This window comes from Streptomyces sp. RKAG290, assembly GCF_023701695.1.
In the GTDB taxonomy this organism is placed as follows: Bacteria; Actinomycetota; Actinomycetes; order Streptomycetales; family Streptomycetaceae; genus Streptomyces.
The window spans coordinates 2,179,382-2,205,555 of record NZ_JAJOZC010000001.1 but is presented as its reverse complement, the minus strand read 5'-3'; the positions used below and the strand labels follow the sequence as shown (position 1 = coordinate 2,205,555).

The 26,174-nt window shown below is 72.3% G+C and carries 15 protein-coding genes and 2 pseudogenes; 12 read left to right on the top strand and 5 right to left on the bottom strand.

Features of this window, described 5'->3' with window-relative positions; all coding sequences use genetic code 11:
- Positions 1-71 precede the first annotated feature (71 nt).
- The 3 genes and pseudogenes from LNW71_RS09210 to moeZ all read left to right on the top strand — a co-directional run bounded on the left by LNW71_RS09210 (position 72) and on the right by moeZ (position 3,130).
- Positions 72-1,036: pseudogene (locus LNW71_RS09210) on the top strand (NAD-dependent epimerase/dehydratase family protein).
- Positions 1,024-1,866 (top strand): spherulation-specific family 4 protein, encoded by an 843-nt coding sequence (locus LNW71_RS09205; protein WP_250967784.1) that lies wholly within the window; start codon positions 1,024-1,026, stop codon positions 1,864-1,866. Before LNW71_RS09210 ends, LNW71_RS09205 begins: the two are co-directional and overlap by 13 nt.
- A gap of 85 nt (positions 1,867-1,951) precedes the next feature.
- A complete protein-coding gene (gene moeZ, locus LNW71_RS09200; protein ID WP_250967783.1) occupies positions 1,952-3,130 on the top strand; it encodes an adenylyltransferase/sulfurtransferase MoeZ in 1,179 nt (392 codons plus the stop codon).
- A 70-nt stretch (positions 3,131-3,200) separates the two neighbouring features.
- On the opposite strand, the gene LNW71_RS09195 is transcribed toward moeZ, so the two are convergent.
- From LNW71_RS09195 to LNW71_RS09185, 3 genes are all read right to left on the bottom strand, one after another.
- A complete protein-coding gene (locus LNW71_RS09195; protein ID WP_250967782.1) occupies positions 3,201-4,781 on the bottom strand; it encodes an alpha/beta hydrolase in 1,581 nt (526 codons plus the stop codon).
- A 96-nt stretch (positions 4,782-4,877) separates the two neighbouring features.
- Complete coding sequence (locus tag LNW71_RS09190; protein WP_250967781.1) at positions 4,878-6,482, bottom strand: alpha/beta hydrolase; 1,605 nt, start codon at positions 6,480-6,482, stop codon at positions 4,878-4,880.
- A gap of 218 nt (positions 6,483-6,700) precedes the next feature.
- Positions 6,701-9,439, bottom strand: a complete 2,739-nt coding sequence (locus LNW71_RS09185) for a lysylphosphatidylglycerol synthase domain-containing protein (RefSeq protein WP_250967780.1) — start codon at positions 9,437-9,439, stop codon at positions 6,701-6,703.
- A 221-nt stretch (positions 9,440-9,660) separates the two neighbouring features.
- On the opposite strand from LNW71_RS09185, the gene LNW71_RS09180 reads away from it, so the two are divergent.
- On the top strand, positions 9,661-10,074 hold the full coding sequence (locus LNW71_RS09180) for an MGMT family protein (RefSeq protein WP_285802079.1): 414 nt from the start codon (positions 9,661-9,663) through the stop codon (positions 10,072-10,074).
- A gap of 236 nt (positions 10,075-10,310) precedes the next feature.
- A complete protein-coding gene (locus LNW71_RS09175; RefSeq protein ID WP_250967779.1) occupies positions 10,311-13,877 on the top strand; it encodes an ATP-dependent DNA helicase in 3,567 nt (1,188 codons plus the stop codon).
- 36 nt (positions 13,878-13,913) lie between these two features.
- On the opposite strand, the gene LNW71_RS09170 is transcribed toward LNW71_RS09175, so the two are convergent.
- Positions 13,914-14,837, bottom strand: a complete 924-nt coding sequence (locus LNW71_RS09170; protein ID WP_250967778.1) for an SAM-dependent methyltransferase — start codon at positions 14,835-14,837, stop codon at positions 13,914-13,916.
- Between the two features lie 256 nt (positions 14,838-15,093).
- Here LNW71_RS09170 and LNW71_RS09165 point away from each other — a divergent pair, with 256 nt between their 5' ends.
- The 4 genes and pseudogenes from LNW71_RS09165 (at position 15,094) to LNW71_RS09150 (ending at position 22,249) form a co-directional block, all read left to right on the top strand.
- On the top strand, positions 15,094-18,759 hold the full coding sequence (locus LNW71_RS09165) for an ATP-dependent DNA helicase (RefSeq protein ID WP_250967777.1): 3,666 nt from the start codon (positions 15,094-15,096) through the stop codon (positions 18,757-18,759).
- Between the two features lie 10 nt (positions 18,760-18,769).
- Positions 18,770-20,163, top strand: a pseudogene (locus tag LNW71_RS09160) (dipeptidase).
- Positions 20,164-20,207: 44 nt separating this feature from the next.
- On the top strand, positions 20,208-21,152 hold the full coding sequence (gene nudC, locus LNW71_RS09155) for an NAD(+) diphosphatase (protein WP_250967776.1): 945 nt from the start codon (positions 20,208-20,210) through the stop codon (positions 21,150-21,152).
- A gap of 263 nt (positions 21,153-21,415) precedes the next feature.
- On the top strand, positions 21,416-22,249 hold the full coding sequence (locus LNW71_RS09150; protein ID WP_250971945.1) for a bifunctional 5,10-methylenetetrahydrofolate dehydrogenase/5,10-methenyltetrahydrofolate cyclohydrolase: 834 nt from the start codon (positions 21,416-21,418) through the stop codon (positions 22,247-22,249).
- Between the two features lie 75 nt (positions 22,250-22,324).
- On the opposite strand, the gene LNW71_RS09145 is transcribed toward LNW71_RS09150, so the two are convergent.
- Complete coding sequence (locus LNW71_RS09145; RefSeq protein ID WP_123523692.1) at positions 22,325-22,567, bottom strand: mycoredoxin; 243 nt, start codon at positions 22,565-22,567, stop codon at positions 22,325-22,327.
- Between the two features lie 373 nt (positions 22,568-22,940).
- Between LNW71_RS09145 and LNW71_RS09140 the strand changes: the two genes are divergently transcribed.
- The 3 genes from LNW71_RS09140 (at position 22,941) to LNW71_RS09130 (ending at position 26,171) form a co-directional block, all read left to right on the top strand.
- On the top strand, positions 22,941-25,130 hold the full coding sequence (locus LNW71_RS09140) for an ATP-dependent DNA helicase UvrD2 (RefSeq protein WP_374119370.1): 2,190 nt from the start codon (positions 22,941-22,943) through the stop codon (positions 25,128-25,130).
- Between the two features lie 164 nt (positions 25,131-25,294).
- Positions 25,295-25,630 carry a hypothetical protein gene (locus LNW71_RS09135; protein WP_250967774.1) on the top strand — a complete coding sequence of 112 codons (336 nt, stop codon included), beginning with the start codon at positions 25,295-25,297 and terminating at the stop codon, positions 25,628-25,630.
- A gap of 172 nt (positions 25,631-25,802) precedes the next feature.
- The gene (locus LNW71_RS09130; RefSeq protein ID WP_250967773.1) at positions 25,803-26,171 is read left to right on the top strand and encodes a WhiB family transcriptional regulator; all 369 of its coding nucleotides are present in this window, start codon (positions 25,803-25,805) and stop codon (positions 26,169-26,171) included.
- The last annotated feature ends 3 nt before the right edge of the window (positions 26,172-26,174 follow it).

Genomic DNA, 26,174 nt, shown 5'->3' with positions numbered 1-26,174 from the left:
AAGGAGAAACCGGACATGACCCCCCAATACCCCGCACCGGCAGCCCGCCGTCGGCACGCAGGGGGCGCGCGATGAGGGTGCTGCTGCTCGGAGCCAACGGATTCCTCGGCCGGTTCGTCGCCGACCGGCTGCTCGCCGACCCCGCCGTACACCTCACGGCGCTCGGCCGCGGCGACGATGCCGACGTACGGTTCGACCTCGCCAGCGGCAGCCCCGGAGCGCTCACGCGCTTCCTGGACGCCGTCCACCCCGGAGTCGTCGTCAACTGCGCGGGCGCCACCCGGGCGGGGCCCGCGACCTGACCCGGCACAACACCGTCGCCGTCGCCACCGTCTGCGAAGCGATGCGACGCAGCGGCTGTACCGCCCGGCTGGTCCAGGTCGGCTGCTCTTCGGAGTACGGCCCCTCGCAGCCCGGCTCGTCCACCGCGGAGGACGCCATCCCCCGGCCCGGCGGGCCGTACGGAGTGAGCAAACTCGCCGCCACCGAACTCGTCCTCGGCTCCGGCCTGGACGCCGTCGTGCTGCGGGTCTTCTCACCCGTCGGCCCCGGCACCCCGGCCGGCTCCCCGCTCGGCCGGCTCGCCGAGGCGATGCGCCGCGCCATGCAGTCCGGCGACGGTGAGCTCAAGCTCAGCGGCCTCGGCGTGCAGCGCGACTTCGTCGACGTGCGCGACGTCGCACGCGCCGTGCACGCCGCCTCGCTCTCCGCCGCCCAGGGCGTCGTCAACATCGGCACCGGCCGGGCCGTGCGGCTCCGTGACGCCGCCGCCGTGCTCGCCAAGGTCGCCGGATACGGGGGCGCGCTCCACGAGCTGGACACGCCCCCGGCCCGGCTCCCCATCGGCGCCCCCCGTACCTCCACCGAATCGGTCATGGAACACCTCTCGGCCACCCCGTCCCCCTACCCGGACGGCTGCGGCGCCTGGCAGCAGGCCGATGTCCGCACGGCCAGGGACCGGCTGGGCTGGCGCCCCCGGATCAATCTGGAGGAGTCCCTCGCCGACATCTGGATGGAGGCGGCGTGCCGTATCTGACCAGCACCGGCACGGCCCGCCGGACCAGCGGGGCGGAGCAGCTCGGCTTCGGGGTCCCCGGCTACGCGCACCCGCTGCTCGCACCCGTCGAATGGGCCGAGCTCACCCGCCCCGGCACCCCGCTGCACTGGGCCGTCCTCAACATCGACAACGGCCCCGGCACCCGGCCCGACCCGCACTGCCTGCAGGCCGCCGGCCGGCTCCGTAACGCCCGCGAACGCGCCGTGCACGGCGCGGAGCCGCCGGACTCCGTGCGGGCGTCGGCGGGCCGGCTGCTAGGACAGCTCGATCTGGCCCACGGCAGCCGGCCCTTCGGCGAGCTGATCGCCGACGCCCAGGCCTTCCTCGACTGGTACCGCGTCGACGGCTTCTACCTCGACCGGTGTCCGGCCGATCGCCCCGGCCTCCCGGCCGTCCGCCGTCTCACCAGCACGCTCGCCGCGCTGCTGGAGGACAGCGACAGCGCGCAGGACGGCGGGCACCTGGTGCTCGGGCACGACACCCACCCGTATCCCGGCTACGCGGAGGCCGCCGACCAGCTCGTCACCTTCCGCGGCCCGTGGACCGATTACCGCTGGTCCCAGGTGGCGGAGTGGACCGCCGCCTACCCGCCCGGCCGGTTCGCGCACTTCGTCCACGGCATCCCGCGCACCCACCTGGAGGAAGCCATGCGCATCGCGCGCTGGCAGGGCGCCGGAACGATCTTCTTCACGGACCGCACCGGAGAGGCGGATCCGGGCAACGGGCGCGGACAAAGCGATCCATTCGCGACTCTGCCCAGGTACTGGGACGAAATCGTCTCGCGGATCGGACCGGGTATCTCGGAATGAGAGGGGGCGTGGCAGTGTTACGGCAAGAACAACCGTACGTAGTCGAAGTACGTAGAAACCGACCACCTGCATTGTTGAGGTTCCTGTGTCGCTGCCACCCCTGGTCGAGCCAGCTGCTGAGCTCACCGTCGACGAGGTCCGCAGGTACTCCCGCCACCTGATCATCCCGGATGTCGGGATGGACGGGCAGAAGCGGCTGAAGAACGCGAAGGTGCTCTGTGTGGGCGCCGGCGGTCTCGGCTCGCCGGCTCTGATGTACCTGGCCGCCGCCGGTGTCGGAACGCTCGGCATCGTGGAGTTCGACGAGGTCGACGAGTCGAACCTGCAGCGCCAGATCATCCACAGCCAGGCCGACATCGGCCGGTCCAAGGCCCAGTCCGCCAAGGACTCGGTGCTGGGCATCAACCCGCTGGTGAACGTGGTCCTTCACGAGGAACGGCTCGAAGCCGAGAACGTGATGGAGATCTTCGCCCAGTACGACCTGATCGTGGACGGCACGGACAACTTCGCCACCCGCTATCTCGTCAACGACGCCGCGGTGCTGCTGAACAAGCCGTACGTCTGGGGTTCCATCTACCGGTTCGACGGCCAGGCGTCCGTCTTCTGGTCCGAGCACGGTCCCTGCTACCGCTGCCTCTACCCGGAGCCGCCGCCCCCCGGCATGGTCCCCTCCTGCGCCGAGGGCGGCGTGCTGGGCGTGCTCTGCGCGTCCATCGGCTCCATCCAGGTCAACGAGGCCATCAAGCTGCTCGCCGGCATCGGCGACCCGCTCGTCGGCCGGCTGATGATCTACGACGCCCTGGAGATGCAGTACCGCCAGGTCAAGGTCCGCAAGGACCCCGACTGCGCGGTCTGCGGCGAGAACCCGACCGTCACCGAGCTCATCGACTACGAGGCCTTCTGCGGCGTCGTGTCCGAGGAGGCCCAGGAGGCGGCGCTCGGCTCCACGATCACTCCCAAGCAGCTCAAGGAGTGGATCGACGCGGACGAGAAGATCGAGATCATCGACGTCCGTGAGCCGAACGAGTACGAGATCGTCTCGATCCCCGGCGCGAAGCTGATCCCGAAGAACGAGTTCCTGATGGGCAGCGCCCTGCAGGACCTCCCGCAGGACAAGCGCATCGTGCTGCACTGCAAGACCGGTGTCCGCAGCGCCGAGGTCCTCGCGGTCCTCAAGTCGGCTGGCTTCGCCGACGCGGTGCACGTCGGCGGCGGCGTGATCGGCTGGGTCAACCAGATCGAGCCCGAGAAGCCGGTGTACTAGCGGCTGAACGCTTCGAAGGGCCGGCCCGCATCATGCGGGCCGGCCCCTTCGGCGTGTGCCGCCCTGCCGGCTACGAGCAGGTCTTGCCGTCCGCCGGCACCTTCCCGTCCAGGAAGTACGTGTCCACCGTCGACGTCACACAGGTGTTCTGGCCGTAGGCGCCGTGCCCCTCGCCCTTGTTGGTGAGCAGGATGCCCACCCCCTTGCCCAGCTCGTCCGCCATCTTGCGCGCGCCCTCGTACGGCGTGGCCGGGTCGCCCGTCGTCCCCACGACCAGGATCGGCCCGGCGCCAGGGGCGCTCGCCTCCGGGGTGTCGTGCTCGCCCTTCACCGGCCAGTTCGAGCACCAGCCCGCGGTGTCCCAGGCCAGGAACGCGCCGAAGACCGGGGACAGCTTCTCGAATCCGGGCACCAGCGCCTTCGCCTCGGCCGCCGAGGGGCGTGCCTTGCTGTCCGCGCAGGAGATGGCGCGCTGCGAGTGGCTCTCGGTGCCGTAATGGCCGCTCTCGTCACGGCTGTTGTACGAGTCCGCCAGCTCCAGCAGCTTGCCGCCGTTGCCGTTCGTCGCCTCGTCCAGGGCCTCCGTCAGCAGCGGCCAGTTGCCCTTGGAGTAGAGCGGCGTCACTATGCCCGTGATGGCCAGTGACTGGTTGAGCGTGCGGCCCGTGCCCGTCGGCAGCGGCTTCCTGTCGATCCGCGCCAGCAGCCGGGCGATGCGCCGGGTGCCCGCCTTCGGGTCCTCGCCGCGGTCCTTGAGGTAGTTGTCCAGCGCCCGCTGGAAACCGGTCGCCTGGTTGCGGGCGTGCCCGACGGTGTCCGCGGTCGGGTCGACGACGGCGTCCAGCACGGTGCGCCCCACGCTCGCGGGGAAGAGGTGCGCGTACGTGCCGCCCAGCTCGGTGCCGTACGAGATGCCGAAGTAGGTCAGCTTCCTGTCACCGAGGACCTGACGGATCAGATCCATGTCCCGGGCGGCGTTCGTCGTGCCGACGAACGGCAGGACCTTGCCCGAGATGCGCGCGCATCCGGCGCCGAAGTCGGCGCCGTCCTTCATGAACGCCGCCTGTTCGGCCGCCGTGTCCGGAGTCATGTCGACCTTCCGGGAGGCGTCCTCCTGCTCCCGGTCGGAGCGGCACCGCACCCCGGCGCTCGCGGCCACCCCGCGCGGATCGAAACCCACCAGGTCGTAACGGGTGTTGAGCTCTCCGTACGAACCGGCAGCGCGGGGCAGGATGGAAACCCCCGATCCGCCGGGGCCGCCGAAGTTGAACAGCATCGAGCCCAGCCGTCGGCTCTTGTCCCGGGCCTCCTTGCGGATCAGCGCGATCCCGATCGTGGTGCCGGCCGGCTTCGTGTAGTCCAGCGGGACGCGGACCGTCGCACAGCGCCAGGCGGAACCCGGCGCCGTACCGCCCTCGGGGGCCTTGCAGTGCTTCCAGCCAAGCCGCTGCGAGGTGAGCGAGCCGGGCAGCGCCGGCAGCCCCGGCTTCCCGCTCGCGGTGGACGAAGCACGGGCGGACGGCGAGGTGGCCGTGCTGCCGTCCGCCCGCGCGCCGGGCTTGTCGTCCGTCCCGTCCTCACAGCCCGCGAGTGCCCCCGTCAGCAGCAGCGCGGTGGCGGCCAGCGCCCCGGCCCGTGCGAATGCGACCACGTGTCCGTCCCTCCCCGTTGTGCCTGCCCGTTCGACAGTTCGCCTATGGTAGGGCGCCTCCCGCCCGGACCCGGGGTCGTTCCGGCGGACCCGGCCCTACCCGCAGACCGTTCCGGCGGCCGGCACCTTGCCGTCCAGCAGGTAGCCGCCGACCGCCTTCTGCACACAGGCGTCGCCGCTGTTGTACGCCCCGTGCCCCTCGCCCTTGTACGTCATCTGCACGCCGACGCCCTTGCCCAGTTCGTCGGCCATCGCCTTCGCGCCCGCGTACGGGGTCGCCGGGTCGCCGGTGTTGCCGATGACCAGCTGAGGGGCCGAGCCAGGGGCGCTGACGTCAGGGGTCTTCCAGGTGCCCGCGACCGGCCAGCCGGTGCAGGCCATCAGACCCCAGCCCAGGTAGTCACCGAAGACCGGTGAGGCGTCATGGAACTCGGGGAGCTTGGCCTTGGTCTGATCGAGCGTGAACCGCTCCCTGGAGTCGGCGCAGTTGATGGCCAGGTTGGCCGCGGCCGAATTGTCGTAGTGGCCGTCCTGGGAACGGCCGTTGAGGGAGTCGGCGAGCGCCAGGAGCAGCGCGCCGTTGCCGCCGTCGGCCTCGTCCAGGCCCTGCTCCAGCAGCGGCCAGGTCTCCTTGGAGTACAGGGCCGACGCGATGCCGGTGGTGGCCTGCGTCTGAGTCAGCTTCCGGGAGCCGATGCCGGGCACGGGCTTCTTCTCCAGCCGGCCCAGCAGGTCGGAGACCCCCTGCTCGACCTCGTCCGCGTCGGAGCCCGGCAGCTTGCACGCGTCGCCCCGGTCCGCGCAGCTCTTGGCGAAGTTGTCCAGCGCGAGCTGGAACCCCTTGGCCTGGCCGAGGGAGGACTGCTCGGAGTCCTCGGTCGGGTCGACCACCGCGTCCAGCACCGACCTGCCGACGCTCTTGGGGAACAAGTGCGCGTAGACGCCGCCCAGTTCGGTGCCGTACGAGATGCCGAAGTAGTACAGCCGTTCGTCGCCGAGCACCTGACGCATCAGATCCATGTCGCGGGCGGCGTTCGTCGTGCCGACGAAGGGGAGTTCGGCGCCGGAGTTCTTCTTGCAGGCCGCCGCGTACGTCTTCGTGTCGTTCGTGAACGCCTTCTCCTCGGCGGCGGTGTCCGGTGTCCCGTCCTCCTCGTAGCGGGCGTCCAGCTGCTTGTCGTTCTCGCACTCCACGCCGGCGCTGCGGCCGACCCCGCGCGGGTCGAAGCTCACCAGGTCGTAGCGGGTGCGCAGCTTGTCGTACTCCGTGCCGAAGGCGGGCAGGGTGGCGACCCCCGAGGCGCCGGGGCCACCGAAGTTGAAGATGAGCGAACCGATCCGCTTCTTCTTGTCCATGGCCTTCGCCCGGACGAGCGCCAGCCCGATGGTGTCGCCGTCGGGCTTCGCGTAGTCGAGCGGGACCTTCATGACGGAGCACTCCCAGACGGCCCCGCCGGGCAGCGGGGAGGGTGCGGCGCCGCCGCCCTCCGCCTGGGACGGGGCGGGGCAGGGCTTCCACTTCAGCTTCTGGGCGGCGAGGCCGGACGGGCTGCCGGTCGCGGCGGCGTTCGCCGCGTGCGGCGAGCTCTTCGACCGGTCCGGTGCGTCCTTGTCACCGCCGTCCGAACAGCCGGCGAGCGGGAGCAGCACGGTCACGGTGGCGGCGAGGGCGGTGGCGCGCAGGGCAGGGGAGGTCCTCATCGCTCCATCGTGCGGCGGGGGCCGGGAGCGTGCACGGGGCGCCGGTCCAAGCGGGTGGCCGTGTCCTGCGGCAGCGGCGGGAGGGCCCTGACGCGCCCGCGCACGCCATCGGTGCGACTGCCGACGGGCGGTTGCCGCGGTGACGGGGAGAGTGAACGTGCGGTCGCGGCCGGATGAGGGCTGCCGGACCTGACCCGGCCTGACTCGAACGCAAGCCCCTAGAGCGCGCCCTTGCGGGTCAGCTGGTTGAAGCAGATCCAGCCGGGAAGCACCGGCAGCCACAGCGTCATCAGCCGGAACAGCAGCACCGCCGGGGCCGCGACTTCCTTCGGCAGGCCCACCGCGATCAGACCCAGTGTCAGCGCCCCCTCGACCGCGCCCATGCCGCCTGGGGTCGGCGCCGCCGAGCCCAGCGCGTTACCGGCGAGGAAGACCACCGCGATGCTCGCGTAGCTGAGGTGCGGCGTGTCCGGACCGCTGAACGCCCGGACCGACGCGTCCAGACACATCACGAACAGGCCGGTCAGCAGCAGCATCCCGCCGATGCCGGTGAGCAGCTTCTGCGGCCGCTGCACGACGTCGAGCATGCGGGGTACGACACCGGCGAACAGCGACCGCACCCGGGTCACCACGAACTTGCGCAGGAACGGGATCGCCGTCACCACCAGCACCAGTACGGCGACGGTGAGCAGCCCCGCGATCACGGTCCTGGACGGGGTGAGCGAGGACGGTGTCTTCTCGGTGCCCGTCAGATAGCCGAAGGCACCGAGCAGCAGGATGTGGCAGCCCAGACCGAACAGCTGTGAGGCACCCACACTCGCGACCGCGAGCCCCGGGCGTACGCCGGAGCGCTGCAGGAACCGCGTGTTGAGGGCGACACCGCCGACCGCGGCCGGGGCCACGATCTTCACGAACGATCCGGCGATCTGCGCCAGCACCGTCTTGCCGAACGGCACCCGCTCGGGCACGAAGCCCAGCAGGCTCATCGCGGCCGCGATGTAGCTGAGGGCCGAGAAGCCGAGCGCGGCGGCCACCCAGCCCCACTCCGCCTGCTCGACGACCGCGCCGAAGTCGGCCTCGGTGACCTGCGAGATCAGGAAGTACGCGGCGATGGCGCCCGCGATGAAGCTGAACAGGGTGCGCGGCTTGATGCGCTCCAGACGGACCGGCTCGACGGGGGCCTGCGGCCGGATCAGCAGTACCTCCTGGCGGATCTGGGAGAGCAGGTCCTCCTCGCGGGCCTCGTCCAGGGCGTCGTCCATGGCCCGCTTCTCGGCCTGCTTCTCGGTGCGCAGCGACTTGCGGGCGGACTTGCGGTCCGATTCCTTCGAGAGCTCCGCGTCATGCGCCCGGGCCCGCTTGGCCGCGTCCGACGCGTCCAGCACGGCCTCCCGCTCCCGCTGCGAACGCTCCCGGGCGAGTCTGCGCAGATGTGCCCGGGTCGAGCGGCTGAGCGCGATCGGCTGGAGCAGCGGCAGACAGTCCGCGACGGTGTCGGGCCCGACCACCGCCAGTGCGGCGGCCACCGCCCGCTCGGCGCCCACCCGCAGGCCGGTCGTGGTCAGCAGCTGGGCGACGTCCATCCGCAGGACCAGGTCGCCGGCCGCGATCTCGCCGCCGCGCAGATCCGTGACGAACACCTTGCCGGAACGATCCACCAGCAGGGCGTCACCGGTCAGCCTGCGGTGCGCGATCCGCCGGGACTGGAGCGCCTGCACCTGGCGCCAGGCACCGCGCACCAGGTCGTCGGTGATGTCGGCGTCCTCCAGGGCGTCCAGCGAGCGGCCGCCGATGTGCTCGTACACCAGCATCACGGCGTCGGGACCGAGCTCGGAGGTGGCGATCAGCTTGGGGGCGTTGGCCCCGGCGGCGATGGCCGCGTACGCGAGCAGGGCCTCCTGCTCCAGCGCCTGGCGCAGCGACTGGATGGACCGCCGCTGGGTGATGCCGCGCAGGGTGAGCCTGCGCCACACCCGGTAGAAGAAGCCCTGGGCCTGCTGTTCCCGGTCGACGACCGTGACGTCGAGCGGTGGGCCGTCCTCCAGGGAGACCAGATAGCGGCGGCCGCGGTCGTTCTGGTCGCCCGAGTCGGGCACGTCGTCGGCCCGCATCGCGGTGACGGGGCGGAAGCCGACATGGCGCAGACCGCCCATCAGGTGCTGACCGGTCGGCCGGACGTTCGGCGAACCGACCGCGTACAGCGTGCCGTAGGCCACCGTCCAGCCGATCAGCACCGTGAGGACGATCGAGAGCGGTGTCGTGTAGCCGCCGACCAGCATGGTGAAGGCGTCGAGCAGCAGCACCACCCACAGCACGACCCGCCAGCGCGGCCGTCTCGCCATCCCCACCGCCGTCATATAGGCGATCACGGGGGCGAGGTAGCCGTGCACGGGATCGGTGAGCGCGTCACCTGGCTGCGGCTGGGTCAGGGCGTCCTGAATGGATCCCGAGGCGGATTTGGCGACCCACAGGTCCGCCGCGAGCGTCACCCCGTGCGCCAGCACGGCGGCCAGGACGCCGTCCGCGATCCGTAGCCCGTCCCGCTTGATCAGCCGCTCGATGGCGAAGGCGACCGGGACGAGCAGGACAGCGATGCTGGAGACCAGACCGGCGATCTTGATCAGCAGATCGGGTGCCTGACCGGTGCCCTTGTTGATGTCCTGTTCGAGGCCGGTGGTCGTGCCGTGGGCGAACGCGGCGACGGAGAACAGCACGACGATCGCCAGGACCCCGACGAGGAGGCGCAGCAGATCGGAGGGGCGGTGCACCCGGGCGGGGAGCAGGGGCTCGTCGCCCGAGACGCGGTCGGTCGGCGCCTCGGAGGTCGCGAGCGTCGAGCCGGCCGGTTCCCCGGAAGGGTTCTCCTGGTCGGTGTCCTGGTCGGTGTCCGGCTCCGGCCGGGCTCCGTCCGGGCGCGGCTCGGCATCAGAGGCGTCGGCCGCCTTCGGTGGCTGCACGCCCTGCTCCTTCGTCGCCTCTGATTGGTTTTCGTGTTCTCGTATCACCGGTCACCGCCCGCATGATGGTGGCACGGCCGGCGGACGGAGGAGGGCATCAGGGTGCGATGCAGGGGCGCGCGAAGCGCAAGATACGCTCCTTTCCCGCCGCGCGCACGCTCCGTGTCCGTACGGACACTCAACCGGCCGGGCTGTCGGTGGCGTACGGCAGGATGGGCCGGATGAGCGAACACCCGACGAGCGACGCGTTGCCGGAGTACGCGGAGCGCGTGCTCGACACCGCCGAACTGATCCCGCCCGGCCGCGTGATGACCTACGGCGACGTCGCGGAGTGGCTGGGCGACGGCGGACCGCGTCAGGTCGGCCGGGTCATGGCGTTGTACGGGAGCGCGGTGCCCTGGTGGCGCGTGGTGCGTGCCGACGGGGCGCTGCTGCCCGGCCACGAGCTGCGTGCGCTGAATCACTACCGCGAGGAGAACACCCCGCTGCGCGAGGCCGCGCGGAGCGCCGACGGTCACCTTCCGCGTCTGGACATGCGACGCGCCCGGTGGGACGGTGCGGCCGACGCGGCGGCCGGCGGGGCGACGGGCGGTCCGGCAGCGGACGGCGACGACGGCGGGGGTGCTCACACCTGACAGCTTCGGCCATCCGGTGGCGCATCGGGCGGAGCCGGGCCCGTACGGCGTAAAGGCAGCGTGACCCGCGGACGGCGCGGGGTCCGCCGCCCCCGAGGCGTCCGCCGCCTCCGCGGAACGTGACGATCCCCGCAGCCGTCCCGCCGCATTCGGGGCCGTCGCCGGAGTAGCGTCGTCAGTTCGCGGCAGGCGCCGCACCCTCACCATCAGCACACCCACCAGGACCGGCGACCCACGTGAGCTCCTCCTCCACCACCCGGCACAGTCCGCACCGTCAGGCACGGCGGGGGACGGCCACGGGCGCGTACCGACTGGTGCGCACCCTGCCGGGCTCCGTGGACCCCCCTCTCCTGGACGCGGCGCAGCGTGCGGTGGTTGATCACTCCGGCGGGCCGCTGCTGGTCCTCGCCGGTCCGGGCACGGGCAAGACCACCACGCTCGTCGAAACGGTCGCCGCGTACGTCGCCCGCGGCGCCGACCCGGCCCGCATCCTGGTCCTCACCTTCAGCCGCAAGGCCGCGGTCGAGCTGCGCGACCGGATGGCCGCCCGGCTCGGTGCCGTCCGCGGCCCGCAGGCCACCACGTTCCACTCCTTCTGTTACGCCCTGGTCCGCGCCCACCAGGACGCCGATCTCTTCGCCGACCCGCTGCGGCTGCTCTCCGGGCCCGAGCAGGACGTCACGGTCCGCGATCTGCTGGCCGGCCAGCTCGATCTGGAGAAGCAGGGCCACGCCCACATCCGCTGGCCCGACGAACTGCGGGCCTGCCTGACCACGCGCGGCTTCGCCGACGAGGTGCGCGCGGTGCTCGCCCGCAGCCGCGAGCTGGGCCTCGGCCCGGACGCCCTCGCCGACTTCGCCCGGCGTACCGGCCGCCCCGACTGGAGCGCCGCCGCCCAGTTCCTCGCCGAGTACCTCGACATCCTGGACGCCCAGGGGGTGCTGGACTACGCCGAGCTGGTGCACCGGGCGGTACTGCTGGCCGAGCGCCCCGAGGTGTCGGCGCTGCTGGCCGGGCAGTACGACACGGTGTTCGTCGACGAGTACCAGGACACCGACCCGGCGCAGGTGCGGCTGCTGCACGCCCTGGCCGGGAACCGGGGGAGCGCCCCGGGCGGCGGCGGTGGCCGGAACCTGATCGCGTTCGGCGACCCGGACCAGTCGATCTACGCCTTCCGCGGCGCCGATGTGAACGGCATCCTCGACTTCCCCGAGGTGTTCCGGCGGGCCGACGGTGCTCCTGCCCCCGTCGGCGTGCTCACCACATCCCGGCGCTCCGGCGACCGGCTGCTCGCCGCCACCCGGCTGCTCACCCGGCGGATGCCGCTGACCCGGCTCCCCGCGGCGAAGGTCCGCGCCCACCGGGAGCTCGGCGCGGTCCGGGAGGGCGGCAGCGTCGAGACGTACACCTACCCGACCGCCTCCACCGAGCTCGACAACATCGCCGACCTGCTGCGCCGGGCGCATCTGGAGGACGGGGTGCCGTGGCACGAGATGGCGGTGCTGGTCCGGGCCGGCGGCCGCACGATCCCCTCGGTGCGCCGTGCCCTGACCGCGGCGGGCGTCCCCCTGGAGGTGGACGGCGACGACCTGCCGCTGCGCCACGAACCGGCGGTGGCCCCGCTGCTGGCGGCCCTACGCACGGTGGCCACGGCAGCCCTGCGCCGGGACGGGGACACGGCTGCGGACGGGGGCGCGGCCGGGGACGGGGGCGCGGCTGCTGGGGATGTTGCTCCTGGGGACGCGGCTCTTGAGGGGGCGGCGTCTGAGGACGTGGCTCCGGCGGACGTGGCTCCTGAGGATGTGGCTCCTGAGGATGTGGCTCGTGCGGACGCGGCCGGAAAGGGCGGCCCGGAACCGGCTTCCGCTCCCGCGGAGGAAGCCACCGCACCCGCCCCTGACCCGGCACCCGCCCCCGCCCCGCCCTCCTCCTGGCTCGACACCGAGACCGCGTTGTCGCTGCTCGCCTCTCCCCTCGGCTCCATGGACGCCGCCGATCTGCGCCGCCTCGGCCGGGCCCTGCGGGACGAGGAACGGGCCGCCGGGAACCGGGTGCCCGCGCCCTCCGGCGATCTGCTGGCCCGAGCCCTCGCCGAGCCGGAGCGGCTCGTCGCGCACGATCCGGCGTACGCCCGCGGCGCCCAGCGACTGGGCGCCCTGCTGCGCAAGGCGCGCGAGCTCCTGGAGGGCGGCGGCACCGCCGAAGAGGCTCTGTGGGAACTGTGGTCCGGCACCCCCTGGCCGAGCCGGCTGGAGCGCGCCGCGCTGCGTGGCGGAGCGGGCGGCCGCAACGCCGACCGCGACCTCGACGCCGTCTGCGCGCTGTTCGACACCGCGGCCCGTGCCGAGGAGCGCACCGGCGGCCGTGGCGCGCTCAACTTCCTGGAGGAGGTCGACGCCCAGGACATCGCCGCCGACACCCTCTCCCGGCGTTCCGTCCGGCCCGACGCCGTACGGCTGATGACGGCGCACAGGTCCAAGGGCCTGGAGTGGCGCATGGTCGTCGTCGCCGGCGTGCAGGAGGGCCTCTGGCCCGACCTGCGGCGCCGCGGCTCGCTGCTCGAAGCGGACCGGATCGGCCGCGACGGTCTCGCCGAACCCCTCACCCCCGGCGCCCTCCTCGCCGAGGAACGGCGGCTCTTCTACGTGGCCGCGACCCGGGCCCGCGAGCGCCTCGTCGTCACGGCCGTCAAAGCACCCGCCGACGACGGCGACCAGCCGTCCCGCTTCCTCGCCGAGCTCGGCGTCGAACCCCGCGACGTCACCGGCCGCCCGCGCCGCCCTCTCGCCGTCGCCGCCCTCGTCGCCGAACTGCGCGCCACCACCGTCGACCCCGAAGCCTCCGACACCCTGCGCGAGGAGGCCGCCCACCGCCTCGCCCGGCTCGCCGCGCTCACCGACGACGAGGGGCAGCCGCTCGTACCGTCGGCCCACCCGTACCGCTGGTGGGGTCTGTACGAGCCGACCCGCTCGGCCGTCCCGCTGCGCGACCGTGACCAGCCCGTCGCCCTCTCCGGCAGCGCGCTCGACCAGCTCGCCAACACCTGCGCCCTCCAGTGGTTCCTCGGCCGTGAGGTGAAGGCCGACGCCCCGGCCACCGCCGCCCAGGGCTTCGGCAACGTCGTCCACGTACTCGCCGACGAGGTGGCCTCCGGCCGTACGCCGGCCGACCTGGCCGTCCTCATGGAGCGGCTCGACTCGGTCTGGGACGGGCTGGTCTTCGACGCCCCCTGGAAGTCGCAGCAGGAGAAGGAACAGGCACGCGTCGCCCTCGAACGCTTCCTGCGCTGGCATGTCATGGACCGCACCGGCCGCACCCCGGCCGCCAGCGAGCACGACTTCGACGTGACCCTGGAGGCGGGGGAGTACGAGGTGCGCATCCGCGGCTCCATGGACCGCGTGGAGCGGGACGCCGAGGACCGGGCCTACGTCGTCGACTTCAAGACCGGCAAGCAGTCCCCGACGAAGGACGAGGTCGCCCGCCACCCCCAGCTCGCCGTGTACCAGCTGGCCGTCCGGGAAGGGGCGGTCGACGACGTCTTCGACGGCCGCCGCCCCGAGTCGGGCGGCGCCGAACTCGTACAGCTGCGCCAGCCCGCCCCCAAGAAGGAGGGCGGCGACGCCGTGCCCAAGGTGCAGGCCCAGCAGCCGCCGGACTCCGAGTGGGTCTCCGACCTGCTGGCGACCGCCGCGGGCCGGGTCCTGGACGAACGGTTCACCCCCACGACCGGCCAGCACTGCACCCACTGCACCTTCAGGGCCTCGTGCAGTGCCCAGCCGGAAGGGCGGCACGTCCTGGAGTGAGCCGGCTGCCCCTCCGACCGGGGGTCTCCGGAGTGGTCAGGGCTTGCGGGCCATCACCCCGTACACGCTGACGTCCGCGTCGGTGACATCGTTGATGTCCTGGTAGCGCGTCCGGTCCAGCTCGTCCAGCCCCGCCACGAACTCCAGATCGGGATCCGCGGCCTCGGGCAGATCGATGACCTGCTCGGGGCGCCAGCGGTGCACCGGGACGACGCCGGGGTCGAGCATGTCCAGACCGTTGTCCGTCACGAAACGCTCCACCTGCGCGCGCGAACGGCGGACCATGGTGAAACCGCGCTCCTTGAACGCCTTCGTCACCTGGCCGACCTGCTCGGCGTTGAGATCCGAGCTGACGTTGCTCAGGACGAGGCAGCTGCCCGGCGCGAGCGCGTCGACGAGCCGGGTGACGATCGGGTAGGCCTCGTCGTCCTCGATGAAGTGCAGGACGGCGGCGAGGACGAGCGCGACGGGACGGTCGAAGTCCAGGGTGCGACGGGCGGCTTCGAGGATCGTGGCCGGATCGCGCAGGTCCGCCTCGATGTAGTCGGTGCGCCCCTCCGGTCCGCTGGTGAGCAGGGCCTGCGCGTGGACGAGGACGACCGGGTCGTTGTCGACGTACACGACCCTCGAATCGGGTGCGACGGCCTGCGCGATCTGGTGCACGTTCTGCTGGGTCGGCAGCCCCGTGCCGACGTCCAGGAACTGCCGGATCCCGCCCTGCGCCGCGAGGGTCACCGCCCGCCGCATGAAGTCCCGGTTGTGCCGCACGGTGAGGTAACCGCGCGGATTGGCGGCCAGGGCCATCGCCGCGGCCTCCCGGTCGGCCGGGTAGTTGTCCTTGCCGCCGAGGAAGACGTCGTAGACCCGGGCCGGGTGCGCCTTCGTGGTGTCGATGCGCTTCCTGAGCCCGGCGGTGGCGTCCAGGGCTTCGGAGCCGGGCGCGGGGGCGTCGGTGCTCATGTGACCGTCCTCGTAGGGATGTTGACGCGTTCAGATGTGATCAGTACAGATGTGATCAACGGTGATCGGCTTCAACCTAGACCGGCCGGCGGGCCCGGGGCGAGGCACTTCCCGGCCGCCTCGGGGTGCCGCACATCCGCCGCTTCGCGGTCTTCGTGCGCTTCCTCACACCACCGCCAGGACCGGCCGTACGGGGCCCGTCCCGTGCCCCTCGCGGCTTCGTGGGTTGTCGGTGGGTCCGGTTAGCCTCTGTGGAGTGTCCCCACGCCTCACCGATCCCGAGCAGCTCAAGGAGCTCCTCGGCATCCCCTTCACCCCGGAGCAGACGGCGTGCATCACCGCGCCGCCCGCCCCACAGGTGATCGTGGCCGGAGCCGGGTCGGGCAAGACCACGGTGATGGCGGCCCGCGTGGTCTGGCTCGTCGGGACCGGGCAGGTCGCCCCCGAACAGGTCCTCGGCCTCACCTTCACCAACAAGGCGGCCGGCGAACTCGCGGAGCGCGTCCGCAAGGCCCTGATCGCCGCCGGCGTCACCGACCCGGACACCATCGACCCGGACAACCCCCCGGGCGAACCCAGCATCTCCACGTACCACGCGTTCGCCGGCCGGCTCCTGACCGAGCACGGGCTGCGGATAGGGCTCGAACCCACCAGCCGACTCCTCGCCGACGCCACCCGCTACCAGCTCGCCGCCCGCGTCCTGCGCGAGGCACCCGGCCCCTACCCGGCCCTGACCAGGTCGTTCCCCACCCTGGTGAGCGACCTGCTGGCCCTCGACGCCGAGCTGGCCGAACATCTTCTGCGCCCCGAGCAGCTCGCCGGGTACGACACCGAACTGCTCCGCACGCTGGAGACCGCCAAACTCAGCAACGCCGAACTGCGCAAGATCCCCGAGACGGCCGAGGCCCGCCGCGAACTGCTCTCCCTGACCCGGCGCTACCGGGAGGCGAAGCAGAGCCGCGACCTCCTCGACTTCGGCGACCAGATCGCGCTGTCCGCACGGCTCGCCCTCACCCGCCCCGAGGTCGGTGCGATCCTGCGCGAGGAGTACCGGGTCGTCCTGCTCGACGAGTACCAGGACACCTCCGTCGCCCAGCGGCTCCTGCTCTCCGCCCTCTTCGGCAGCGGCCCCGACGGCATCGCCTCCGGACACGCGGTCACCGCGGTCGGCGACCCCTGCCAGGCCATCTACGGCTGGCGCGGCGCCTCCGTCGCCAACCTCGACGACTTCCCGAGCCACTTCCCGCAGGCCGACGGCGCCCCAGCGACCCGTTACTCCCTCAGCGAGAACCGCCGCAGCGGCGGCCGCCTCCTGCACCTCGCCAACGGCCTCGCCGAACTCCTGCGCGCCATGCACGAAGGCGTCGAGGCCCTGCGCCCCGCCCCGGGCGCCGAGCGCGACGGCCTGGTCCGCTGCGCCCTGCTGCGCACCCACACCGAGGAGATCGACTGGCTCGCCGACTCGATCGCCCACCTCGTGCGGACCGGTAAGGCACCCGGCGAGATCGCCGTCCTGTGCCGCACCGCCGGCGACTTCCCGGAGATCCAGGCCGCGCTGGTGGCCCGGGACATCCCGGTCGAGGTCGTCGGACTCTCCGGGCTGCTCCACCTCCCCGAGGTCGCCGACCTCGTCGCCGTCTGCGAGGTCCTCCAGGACCCCGGGGCCAACGCCTCGCTGGTCCGGCTGCTCACCGGCCCCCGCTGGCGGATCGGCCCCCGCGACCTGGCGCTGCTCGGCCGCCGCGCCCGCCTCCTCGTCCACCGCGCCTCCCACGACGACGAGGAGTTCGACCCCGACCGCCGCCTCGCCGAGGCGGTCGAGGGCATCGACCCGGCCGAGGTGATCTCGCTGGCCGACGCCCTGGACACCTTCCTCGACTCCGGCGGCGAACAGGACGACCGCCTGCCGTTCTCCACCGAGGCCCGCATCCGCTTCGCCCGCCTCGCCACCGAGCTGCGCGACCTGCGCCGCTCGCTCGCCGACCCGCTGATGGACGTACTGCACCGGGTCCTCACCACCACCGGCCTCGAAGTCGAACTGTCCGCGTCCCCGCAGGCCCTGGCAGCCCGCCGCCGCGAGACGCTCGCCAACTTCCTCGACGTCGCGGCCCGCTTCGCCGCCGTCGACGGCGAGGCCACGCTCCTGGCCTTCCTCGGCTTCCTGCGCACCGCCGCGCAGTACGAGAAGGGCCTGGACAACGCCCTGCCCGGCGGCGAGAACACCGTCAAGGTCCTCACCGCCCACAAGTCCAAGGGCCTGGAGTGGGACGTCGTCGCCGTGCCCGGCCTGGTCACCGGCCAGTTCCCCAGCGGCCAGTCCCGCGACGCCTGGACGTCCCAGTCCAAGGTCCTCCCGCACGCCCTGCGCGGCGACACGGCCACGCTGCCCGTCCTCCACTCCTTCGACGCCAAGGGCCTCAAGGGCTTCAAGGAGGAGATGAAGGAGCACCAGCACACCGAGGAGCTCCGCCTCGGATACGTCACCTTCACCCGGCCCCGCACCCTGCTGCTCGGCTCCGGCCACTGGTGGGGCCCGAGCCAGAAGAAGCCGCGCGGCCCGTCCGGCTTCCTGCACGCGCTGTACGAGCACTGCGCGGCCGGTCACGGCGAGATCGAGGCGTGGGCGGACGAGCCGGCCGAGGACGAGGAGAACCCGGCCCTGGCCGAGGCGGCGGCCGACCACGCCTGGCCGCTGCCCCTGGACGACACCGCACTGGCCCGCCGCCGGGCCGCCGCGGACACGGTGATGGCCCACCTCAAGGCACTGGCTGAGGCGGGCCCGGCGCCGGACGCGCAGGTTATGGCCGGCCCGGTGCCGGACGCCCTGGCCGCAGGAGGCCCGGCACGGGGCCCCCAGGCAACCGCGGGCCCGTACGAAGGGCGGAACGGGGCCGCGGCGCCCCGGCAGCGGGACGAACCGTCCGCGGCGCACGAGCCGGACCCGGACGAGGCACCGCCACCGGACGAGCCGCCCCTCGACGACAGCCACTTCCCGGACGACGCCCCCTTCCCCGCCGACCCCTTCCTGGACGACGCCCCCTTCCCCGACGACGGCCCTTTCCCGGACGATGCGTCCGCCCCCGACGACGGGCCTTTCCCGCACGCGGCGCCCCTCGCCAAGGACGGGCCTTCCCCCGAAGGCGCGCCCGTCCCCGAAGACGGCCCGCCCCGGACCCCGCGCGTCCCGGCCGCCCGCGCCCCCGAGCGGGTCCCCGCGCGCCTCACCCCGGAGGAATCCCGCACCCTGGCCTCCTGGGACCGCGACCTGGACGCCCTCGCCGGGGAGCTGCGCCGGGCGCGCGCCACCGTGCGGGACGTCCTCGTGCCCGCCTCGCTCTCCGCCACCCAGCTGCTGCGCCTGGCCGACGACCCCGACGGCTTCGCCCAGGAACTGGCCCGCCCCATGCCCCGCCCTCCGCAGCCCGCCGCCCGCCGTGGCACCCGCTTCCACGCCTGGGTCGAGTCCCGCTTCGAGGAGCTCCCGCTGCCCATGCTCGGCCCCGACGAGCTGCCGGGCGGCGACGGTAGCGACGCCGACATCGCCGACGAGCGCGATCTCGCCGAGCTGAAGGAGGCCTTCGAGCGCACCCCGTACGCCCGCCGTACCCCGTACCGCGTCGAGACGCCCTTCCAGATCACCCTGGCCGGCCGGGTGATCCGGGGGCGTATCGACGCGGTGTACCGCACCGGGAGCACGTACGAGATCGTCGACTGGAAGACCAGCCGCACCAACACCGCCGACCCCCTCCAGCTCGCCGTCTACCGCGTCGCCTGGGCCGAACTGCACGGACTCCCGCTCACCGACGTCACGGCCACGTTCCTCTTCGTGCGCAGCGGCGAGAGCGTCCGGCCCGCCCGCCTCCCGGGCCGTCCCGAGCTGGAGCGCATCCTCCTGGACGAGCCACCTCCCACGGCCCGATAGGCTGAAGGTCATGAGCGACACCCCGGACAGCGCCGTCCGTACGTACACCGAGCAGCACCGCACAGCCTTCCTCGACGACCTCGCCGAGTGGCTGCGCATCCCCTCCGTATCCGCTCAGCCGGAGCACGAGGAGGACGTACGGCGCAGTGCCGCGTGGCTGTCCGCCAAGCTGAAGGAGACCGGCTTCCCGGTCGCGGAGGTCTGGGAGACGGCGGGTGCGCCCGCGGTGTTCGCCGAGTGGCCCTCCGACGACCCGGACGCCCCCACGGTCCTCGTCTACGGGCACCACGACGTGCAGCCCGCCGCCCGCGAGGACGGCTGGGACACCGACCCGTTCGAGCCGGTGATCCGCGACGGCCGGATGTACGGGCGCGGTGCGGCCGACGACAAGGGGCAGGTCTTCTTCCACACCCTCGGTGTCAGGGCCCACCTCGCCACCACCGGCCGCACCACCCCGCCGTGCACCTCAAGCTCCTCGTCGAGGGCGAGGAGGAGTCGGGCTCCCCGAACTTCCGCGCCCTGGTCGAGCAGCAGGCCGCCCGCCTCGCCGCCGACGCCGTGATCGTCTCCGACACCGGCATGTGGGACGAGACCACCCCGACCGTCTGCACCGGCATGCGCGGCCTCGCCGAGTGCGAGATCGAGCTGCACGGCCCGGCGCAGGACATCCACTCCGGATCGTTCGGCGGCGCCGTCCCCAATCCCGCGACCGAGGTCGCCCGTCTAGTCGCGGCACTCCATGACGCGGACGGCCGGGTCGCGGTCCCCGGCTTCTACGACGGCGTGGCCGAAATCACGGACACCGAACGCGCCCTCTTCGCGGAACTGCCCTTCGATGAGGCCACCTGGCTGCGTACCGCCAAGTCACAGACCGCGGCCGGCGAGGCGGGCCACTCCACGCTCGAACGGATCTGGGCCCGCCCCACCGCCGAGGTCAACGGCATCGGCGGCGGCTACCAGGGCGCCGGAAGCAAGACGATCATCCCGTCGTCCGCCCTGGTGAAGCTCAGCTTCCGCCTGGTCGCGGGCCAGGACCCGGACCACGTCCAGCAGGCCGTGCAGACCTGGGCCGAGGCGCGGATCCCGGCCGGGATCCGCCACCGGATCACCTTCCTCCCCGCCACCCGCCCCTGCCTCACCCCGCTGGACCACCCCGCCCTGCAGGCCGTGGCCCGCGCCATGGGACGGGCCTTCGGCCAGAAGATCCTCTTCACCCGCGAAGGGGGCTCGGGACCGGCCGCCGACCTGCAGGACGTGCTCGGCGCACCCGTCCTTTTCCTGGGCATCTCCGTACCGTCCGACGGCTGGCACGCCCCCAACGAGAAGGTCGAGCTCGACCTGCTGCTCAAGGGCGTGGAGACCACCGCCCATCTCTGGGGCGAACTGGCAGCCGCACTCCGCTGAATCCTCTGAACACCCGATCCATCCCGGGGGAGTAGGAAGCACCTGTGAGCACCTTCGACAACGCCACCACAGACCGGCCCATCGGTCTGACGGCGCCCAGCGGCATCGACCGCGCCGCGCACCACCGCCTCGACGAGGCATGGCTGTCCGCCGCGTGGAGCCACCCGACGACCCGGGTCTTCGTCGTCTCCGGCGGGCAGGTGCTGATCGACGACACCGCCGACGGCACCGAACTCGTGATGACCCCCGCCTTCGAGGCCCCGGTCACCGAGACCCACCGCTACTTCCTCGGCACCGACGAGGACGGCGTCAGCTACTTCGCCCTCCAGAAGGACTCCCTGCCGGGCCGCATGGACCAGTCGGCCCGGCCCGCGGGCCTGCGGGAGGCGGGCCTGCTCCTCGGCCCCCGCGACGCGGGTCTGATGGTGCACGCGGTGGCGCTGGAGAACTGGCAGCGGCTGCACCGCTTCTGCTCACGCTGCGGCGAACGCACGGTGATCGCGGCAGCCGGCCACATCCGTCGCTGCCAGGCCTGTGGCGCGGAGCACTACCCGCGCACCGACCCGGCGGTCATCATGCTGGTCACCGACGACCAGGACCGCGCCCTGCTGGGCCGCCAGGTCCACTGGCCCGAGGGCCGCTTCTCGACCCTCGCCGGGTTCGTCGAGCCGGGCGAATCCATCGAGCAGTCCGTGGCACGGGAGGTGTTCGAGGAGGCGGGCATCACCGTCGGTGAGGTGGAGTACGTCGCCAGCCAGCCCTGGCCCTTCCCGTCCAGCCTGATGCTCGGCTTCATGGCCCGGGCCACGACGTACGAGATCGACGTCGACGGCGAGGAGATCGAGGAGGCCCGCTGGTTCTCCCGCGAGGAGCTGACCGCCGCCTTCGAATCGGGCGAGATCCTGCCCCCGTTCGGCATCTCGATCGCGGCCCGCCTGATCGAGATCTGGTACGGGAAGCCCCTGCCGAAGCCGGGCAGCGCCGGCTGACACCGGAGCGCGGACCGGAGTGGGGGAGTGCGACCACGGCCCCCGCTCCCGAGCTCTACAGTGGACGCGGGCCGTGACTGGCGCTGAGGTGGAGCACCACCGGGGAGCGGCCGCCGAGAACACCGGCAGCCGATGGCGGCTGCCGAAGCCGTGCGCCTGGGCGATCGACCGCCGTTCCCGCGATGTGCCGCGGCCCGTGTGGCCGCCGCGATCGCCCGTACGCCCAGGAGCTCCCGGTGAACCCGACCAGCACGGCCCAACTGATGGACGGCGCCGGCCTCGCCCGCCGCATCGTCGACGAAAGCGCCGCCACGGCGGCGGAGATCCTCCGGCGCACCGGCACGGCCCCCTGCCTCGCCACGGTCCTGGTCGGGGAGGACCCGGCCTCGGTGACGTACGTCAGGATGAAGCGCAACCGGTGTGCGCGGGCGGGCATAGAGTCCCGGCACGTGGCCCTTCCGGCCGACTCCACCACTCAGGACGTCGTCGCCGCGGTGACCGCCCTGTCGAAGGATCCGGAGGTGCACGGCATCCTGCTGCAGCACCCGATGGGCCCGCACATCGACGAGCGGGCCGCCTTCGAGGCGATTGCCCCGGAGAAGGACGTCGACGGCGTCACCATGCACTCGTTCGCCGCGATGGGCTTCGGCCTCCCCGGCTTCGTCTCCTGCACCCCCGGCGGCATCATGCGCCTGCTCGACGCGTACGAGGTCGGCCTCCCGGGCAAGCACGCCGTGGTCGTGGGGCGCAGCGCCATCCTGGGCAAGCCCGCCGGAATGCTCCTCCTCGGCCGCAACGCCACGGTGACGTACTGCCACTCGCACACGAGGGACCTCTCCTCGATCGTGCGGCAGGCGGACGTCCTGGTGGCAGCGGTCGGCCGGCCGCGCTTCATCAGCGGAGCGGACATCAAGCCGGGCGCGGTGGTGATCGACGCGGGCTACAACGAGGGCAACGTCGGCGACGTCGATTTCGGGACAGCGGCCGAGCGCGCGAGCCTCATCACCCCGGTCCCGGGCGGCGTCGGCCCCATGACCATCGCCGTCCTCCTCGAACAGACGGTGACCGCGGCCGCCCGCCGGTTCGGCCTGAGCTGACCCCCGCACACAAGCGCCCGCCGCTTCCGGTCCATACCGGAAGCGGCGGGCGATGTGCGCAGGCGAGACGAGCGCTCAGGCGCCGACCTTCTGCTTCACCTGGGCCAGCGAAGGGTTCGTCAGCGTCGAACCGTCCGGGAAAAGTACGGTCGGTACCGTCTGGTTCCCGCCATTCGCCTTCTCGACGAAGGCCGCGGAGTCCGGGTCGTGCTCGATGTTGATCTCGGTGTACGCGATGCCCTCGCGGTCCATCTGGCCCTTGAGCCGACGGCAGTAGCCGCACCACGTGGTGCTGTACATCGTCACAGTGCCCGGCATGTCTACGCGCTCCTCTGTCTCATCGGTCTCGGCAATCTCGCCACATCCCGTCCCGGTGTCCGGTCCGTCACACCGGGAAGCGGGGACGTGCGTTGCCGCACGGAAGGAGAACGCACACGACCTGGCCACCATTCCCGGGCCCGCGCCCGTTCATCAGCCGGGGCCCGCGCCCGTTCATCAGCCAGGGCCTGTGCCCGTTCATCAGCCGGGCCTGCCTTTGATCAGCCAGGCGTGCTCCTGATCAGCGGGGCCTGCCTCGGATCAGCCGGGCGTGCTCCTGATCAGCGGGGCCCGCTCCCGATTAGTACGACGGATGCGGCAGCCCTGTGGACAACTTCCCCGTCCGCCCCTTCGGACCTGGCAGCATGGCGGGGTGACATCAGCAACGCATTCCACCCTCTTCCCTCAGGTCCCCGACTCCGCCGACGCCGTCCTCGACGGGCTCGACCCCGAGCAGCGCGAGGTCGCCGTGGCCCTGCAGGGCCCGGTGTGCGTGCTGGCCGGAGCCGGTACGGGCAAGACGCGCGCCATCACGCACCGCATCGCCTACGGGGTGCGCGCCGGCATACTCCAGCCGACGAGCGTGCTTGCTGTCACGTTCACCAACCGGGCCGCCGGGGAGATGCGGGGGCGGCTGCGCCAGCTCGGCGCCGGCGGGGTGCAGGCGCGGACCTTCCACTCCGCGGCCCTGCGTCAGCTCCAGTATTTCTGGCCGAAAGCAGTCGGTGGCGACCTGCCCCGTCTGCTGGAGCGCAAGGTCCAGCTGGTGGCCGAGGCGGCGGCCCGCTGCGGTATCCGCCTCGACCGCAACGAGCTGCGCGATGTGACGAGCGAGATCGAGTGGGCCAAGGTCACCCAGACGGTGCCCGCCGACTACCCGGCCGTGGTCGCCAAGTCCCAGCGGGACGCCCCGCGCGATCCTGCCGAGATCTCCCAGGTCTACGCGATGTACGAACAGCTGAAGCGCGACCGCACGGTGATCGACTTCGAGGACGTGCTGCTCCTCACCGTCGGCATCCTGCAGGACCGCCACGACATCGCCGACCACGTGCGCCGTCAGTACCAGCACTTCGTCGTCGACGAGTACCAGGACGTCAGCCCGCTCCAGCAGCGGCTGCTCGACCTCTGGCTCGGTGACCGGGACAACCTCTGCGTCGTCGGCGACGCCAGCCAGACGATCTACTCCTTCACCGGAGCCACCCCGGACCACCTGCTGAATTTCCGCACCCGCCACCCCCGGGCCACCGTGGTCAAACTCGTCCGGGACTACCGCTCCACCCCCCAGGTGGTCCACCTGGCCAACGGGCTGCTCGGCCAGGCCCGGGGCAGGGCCGCCGAGCACCGGCTCGAACTGGTCTCGCAACGCGAGCGCGGCCCCGAGCCCGCCTATACGGAGTACGCGGACGAGCCGGCTGAGGCCGAGGGCACGGCCCGCCGCATCCGTGACCTGATCGCCGCGGGCGTCCCGGCCGGCGAGATCGCCGTGCTCTACCGGGTCAACTCCCAGTCCGAGGTCTACGAGCAGGCCCTGGCCGACGCGGGCGTGCCGTACCAGCTGCGCGGCGCGGAGCGGTTCTTCGAGCGCGCGGAGGTCCGGGAAGCGGGCGTCGCACTGCGCGGCGCTGCCCGGGCCGGGGGCAACGACTCCCTGCTGGACGACGCGGAGGGGCTGCCCGCCGAGGTCCGTGCGGTGCTCTCCACCAAGGGCTGGAGCAGCGAACCGCCCGCCGGATCCGGGGCGGTGCGCGACCGATGGGAGTCCCTCGCCGCACTGGTCAGGCTGGCCGAGGACTTCGAGCAGGCGCGGCCTGGGGCGACGCTCTCCGATCTGGTCGCCGAGCTGGACGAGCGGGCCGCGGCCCAGCATGCCCCCACGGTCCAGGGAGTCACGCTGGCCTCGCTGCACTCGGCGAAGGGCCTGGAGTGGGACGCCGTGTTCCTGGTCGGGCTGACCGAGGGCATGATGCCGATCACCTACGCCAAGACGGACGAGCAGATCGAGGAGGAGCGCCGGCTGCTGTACGTCGGCGTCACCCGGGCCCGCTTCCACCTTTCGCTGTCGTGGTCGCTGGCCCGCTCGCCCGGTGGCCGGGCGAGCCGCCGGCCGAGCCGCTTCCTGAACGGGCTGCGCCCGGGATCGGGGGCGCTGGGCGGCCGGGCTTCGGCGGGCGGCGGGGCCGGCATCGAGCGCCCGGCCCCGGCCCGGCGCAAGCGGCGCGGTCCCGCGCTGTGCAGGGTGTGCGGCAAGACCCTCACCGACGCCGGTGAGATGAAGCTGATGCGCTGCGACGACTGCCCGTCCGACATGGACGAGGCGTTGTACGAGCGACTGCGTGACTGGCGGGCGGTACGGGCGCAGGAGATCAGCCAGCCCGCCTACTGCGTGTTCACCGACAAGACCCTGATGGCCATCGCGGAGGCGGTGCCGGGCAGCGAGGGCGAACTGGCCGGGATCCCCGGGGTCGGCGCGCGGAAGCTGGGCCGTTTCGGCTCCGCCGTGCTGGACATCTGCGCAGGTGGGGACGGGGTGGAGGGGCTTGCCGAGGCCGACGAGGAGATGTGAGAAAAACTCGTCGAAAAAATAGTTTGCGCCCGCCCCAGTAATCACCATAGGTTCTTAACCGTCGGAACAGCGGCTTCTCTGAAGCCCTGGTCCTGTGCTGTACTTGACGAATACGCAGGATCGGCCTGGCCGGTCCCCCGAGACGCCGAGAGGAGGCGATTGAAGTGATCAGCATCATCGAGACCAACAAAATGACCGATCTCTCGGTCGTCTCCGCCTGCTCGCTCGGCCTCGCCTGCTCTTCGAAGTCTTCGCTGCCCGGCACCGGTCTGTCCGGCATTTCCGCCGTCAGCCCGCTGTCCCTGGCAAGCCTTCCTGTGCGGGAGCGCAATGAGCGACCGACCCAGGCACCGGTGGCAGCAGTAGCGAAGGGACAGGCCCAGGCCTATGCCTTTGCGGCCGCCGGTGCGGGAACTGAAGCCGGAGCCAAGAAGCAGACGACGCACCACCACACGATGTGGGCCTTCCGTGGGCCTGAACCCTGGAGTGATCCAGCCTGATCGAGAATCAGGCCGGCGCCTTCAGGGCCGCGGAACCCCACTCGGGATCCGCGGCCCTTTTGTTTTGTCCGAACGGACGGGACAGCAAGAAGGAGCCTCGGGACAAGCAACAACTGGTACCAGCCGCCCCCGGCCAACAGGCCGGACATGACCAGACGAGGACACCACCACCGTGCAACTCGAAGCGCACGCCCCGTCAGTACCGCCTTCCGAAACGCTCCCCCCGCCCGGCCTCACGGAGGACTCCACCTTGATCCCGCTCACTGCGCTCACCGCGCTCGACGACGCCATCGAGAACCTCGGCGTACCCGTCCCCTGCCGTTCCTACGACCCTGAGGTCTTCTTCGCCGAGTCGCCGGCCGACGTCGAGTACGCCAAGTCCCTCTGCCGGACCTGTCCGCTCGTCGAGGCCTGCCTCGCCGGCGCCAAGGAGCGTCGTGAGCCGTGGGGTGTCTGGGGTGGCGAGCTCTTCATCCAGGGCGTCGTCGTTGCTCGCAAGCGGCCGCGTGGCCGTCCGCGCAAGAACCCGGTCGCGGCGTGACCG